At 64.2% G+C, this 3541-nt stretch carries 3 protein-coding genes; all 3 read left to right on the top strand.

What is annotated here, in order from left to right; translation table 11 throughout:
• Positions 1–453, top strand: a 453-nt coding sequence (locus EN879_RS28230; RefSeq protein WP_164774621.1) for a response regulator transcription factor, incomplete at its 5' end; no start/stop codon positions are given.
• A gap of 7 nt (positions 454–460) precedes the next feature.
• On the top strand, positions 461–1939 hold the full coding sequence (locus EN879_RS28225; RefSeq protein ID WP_013532630.1) for a HAMP domain-containing sensor histidine kinase: 1479 nt from the start codon (positions 461–463) through the stop codon (positions 1937–1939).
• The coding region (locus EN879_RS28220; protein ID WP_127274393.1) for a bifunctional [glutamine synthetase] adenylyltransferase/[glutamine synthetase]-adenylyl-L-tyrosine phosphorylase at positions 1939–3541 on the top strand (1603 nt) is incomplete at its 3' end. The genes EN879_RS28225 and EN879_RS28220, both read left to right, overlap by 1 nt.

The following is a 3541-nucleotide window of genomic DNA, read 5'->3' as shown; positions in this document are numbered from 1 at the left end:
GTGCTGATCCTGTCGGCGCTCGGCGAGGTCGATGACCGGGTCACGGGTTTGCGCGCCGGCGGCGACGATTACCTGACAAAGCCCTATGCCTTCTCCGAGCTTCTCGCCCGCGTCGAGGTGCTGAACCGGCGCGCCAGTGCCAAGGAAGCGGAAACCGTCTACCGCGTCGGCGATCTCGAACTCGACAGGCTGTCGCATTCGGTCCGCCGTGCGTCACGCGAGATAACGCTGCAGCCGCGTGAGTTCCGCTTGCTCGAATATCTGATGCGGCATGCCGGCCAGGTGGTGACGCGCACCATGCTGCTGGAAAATGTCTGGGACTACCATTTCGATCCGCAGACCAATGTCATCGACGTCCATGTCTCCCGGCTGCGCGGCAAGATAGAGAAGGGCTTCGACAAGCCCATCCTGCATACGGTTCGCGGCGCCGGCTATATGCTGAAGAGTGGTTAGCTGCGGCATGGCTCTTTCCGTGCCCGCCATCATGAAGACGACGGCAGCGCGGCTTTCGGCGCTCTACTTCCTGCTCTTCGCGCTCTGCGCGGTGGCGCTCGTCTTCTACATGACCTCGCTGTCGGCGCGAATGCTGACCGCGCAGACGCAGGAGACCATCAATGACGAAGTGCTCGGCCTTGCCCGCGCCTATCAGCGCGGTGGCCTGCCGGTACTGGTCCGCGTGGTCGAAGCGCGCTCGCGCCAGCCCGGCGCAAACCTTTACCTGATCGCCGACGCCAACGGCCAGATCCTGACCGGCAACGTGCAGAGCCTCGAACCTGGCGTTCTCGAAACCGAAGGCTGGACCAGCAGTCCGTTCTCTTATCAGCGCTTTGGCGAGGGAGAGCTCGAGCGCCTGCGCAACCTTCCCGCCGAGCAGGGTACCACCACCCAATCCGAGCAGAACGATGCGCAGGCGCAGGGCGAAAAAGGCCACAACGCCATTGCGCTGGTGCTGCGGCTGCCGAACCAGATGATCATGCTGGTCGGCCGCGACCTTGGCGAGCCGGAACGGTTTCGTGCCGTCATCCGCCGTGCGCTGATGCTGGCGCTCGGCATGATGGGGCTGGGCGGATTGCTGATCTGGTTTTTTGTCGGCCGCGCTGCGCTGAAGCGCATCGACAGCGTGTCGGAAGCCAGCCGTCGCATCATGGGCGGCGATCTGTCGGGCAGGCTGCCGGTGACGGGGGTTGGCGACGAGTTCGACCGGCTCTCCGAAAATCTCAATGCCATGCTGGCCAGGATCGCCACGCTGAACGAAGGCTTGAAGCAGGTTTCCGACAACATCGCGCATGATCTGAAGACGCCGCTGACCCGGCTGCGCAACCGGGCCGAAGCGACGCTTTCGGGCAAGCAAAAGCCCACCGACTACCGGCAGGCGCTGGAAGGCACCATCGCCGAGTCGGACCAGTTGATAAAAACCTTCAACGCCATCCTGATGATCTCCCGGCTGGAGGCTGGCTACTCGTCTGAAAATACGAACCGCGTCGATCTTGCGGAAGCCGTACGCGATGTCGTCGAGCTCTATGAGCCGGTGGCGGAAGAGGCGGGCGTGTCGCTGGAAGCAGACGCGCACGAGGCGGTGTCCGTCAACGGCAACCGCGAACTGATCGGTCAGGCGCTGTCGAACATCGTCGACAACGCCATCAAATATTCCACCGGCGCCAATGCCCAGCCGGCGGTGCGCGTCACGCTCGAGCGAACCGGTGCGGACGTTCGCCTGTCGGTTGCCGACAATGGCCACGGCATTCCCGACGATGGCGACCGCGCGCGTGCCACGGAACGTTTCGTGCGGCTGGAGAAGAGCCGTTCGCAACCGGGTTCCGGTCTTGGCCTCAGCCTCGCCAAGGCGGTCATGACATTCCACAATGGCCGGCTTGAACTCTTGCCTGGCAATCCTGGACTATCCGTGGTCATGAGTTTCCCGGTTCGGGAGGATCACTGATGAGCACGACTGCGAGAGCGAAAGATTGGCTGCTGAAGCCGGCGGCCAGGCTTGTTCCGCTGGACGAGGACCGTGCGCGGCTGGAACTGGCCGAGATCGCGTCCGCCGCACGCGAAGAAGGGCTGACGCGGCTGGCCAAGTTTCTGGCCGGCAAAGGGGAGGGCCAGGATTTCCTCGCCGCCGTCTTCGATCTGTCGCCGTTCCTGCGCGATACGGCACGTCGCCGGCCGCAAATCCTGGACGGGCTGTTCGAGCAGACAATCGAGGCTCGGCTGAAAGCGATCGGCGCCGCCATAGACCTGGCGCATTTGGCGGAGACCCTTTCGGAATCCGGCCTGATGATGGAGCTGCGCCAGTGGAAGGCGGAGGCGCATTTCCTCATCGCGCTGGCCGATCTTGCCGGCGAGGCCGAAACGGCGCTGACGGTCCGGCGGTTGAGCGACCTCGCTGACGCCTGTACCCGTGCCGCCGTCGACTTCCTGCTGCGCGACGCGCACGGCCAGGGCAAACTCAAACTGCCGGATGTCGACAACCCGTCGAAACAGTCGGGTTGGATCCTGCTCGGCATGGGCAAGCTCGGGGCACATGAGCTGAATTTTTCCTCGGACATCGATCTGGTGGTTTTCTTCGATCCGGAAGCACCGGCGGTCGTCGACCCGCTCGACGCCACCGAATTGTTTTCGCGGCTGACGCGCCGCCTGGTTCGCATCCTGCAGGACCGCACCGAGCACGGATATGTCTTCCGCACCGATCTGAGGCTGCGCCCCGACCCCGGTTCGACACCGCTGGCGATCCCGGTTGAGGCGGCACTGCGCTACTATGAGGCGCGCGGCCAGAACTGGGAGCGCGCCGCCATGATCAAGGCACGTCCGGTGGCTGGCGATCTGGCCGCGGGCGCTACCTTCCTCAAGGAGCTTCAGCCCTATATCTGGCGCAAATACATGGATTACGCGGCGATTGCCGACGTCCATTCGATCAAGCGTCAGATCCACGCCCACAAGGGCCATGGTGAGATCGCGGTCAAGGGCCACAACGTCAAGCTCGGCCGCGGCGGCATTCGCGAGATCGAGTTCTTCGTCCAGACCCAGCAGCTTATCGCCGGCGGACGCTTCCCTGAACTGCGTGGCCGCGAGACCGTGCCGATGCTCGGCGAGCTTGCGACACGCGGCTGGATCACCACCGAGGCGCGCGATGCGCTCGCCCGCCAGTACTGGTTCCTGCGCCGCGTCGAACATGCCGTGCAGATGGTTGCCGACGAGCAGACCCACACGCTGCCGGAAGATGATGAAGGCTTGGAGCGCATCGCCCGCATGCTCGCCTTTGCCGATGCTTCTGCCTTTTCCCAGGCGTTTCGCGCCTCGTTGCAGCAGGTCGAACGCCACTACGCGGCACTGTTCGAAACAGCACCCGAACTGTCGACAGGCATCGGCAATCTCGTCTTCACCGGCGATGTCGACGATCCCGATACGCTGCAGACCTTGCACGGCCTCGGCTTCCAGCGGCCAAGCGACATCTGCCGCGTCATCCGACGCTGGCATTTCGGTCGCTATCGCGTCTCCCAGTCGGCGGAGGCGCGCGAGCGGCTTCCGGAATTCACGCCGG

The sequence above is a fragment of the Mesorhizobium sp. M7A.F.Ca.AU.002.02.1.1 genome, assembly GCF_003998535.1.
Lineage (GTDB): Bacteria > Pseudomonadota > Alphaproteobacteria > Rhizobiales > Rhizobiaceae > Mesorhizobium > Mesorhizobium ciceri.
Note: the sequence above shows the minus strand (reverse complement) of the source record. Positions and strands in the feature narration are given on the sequence as shown.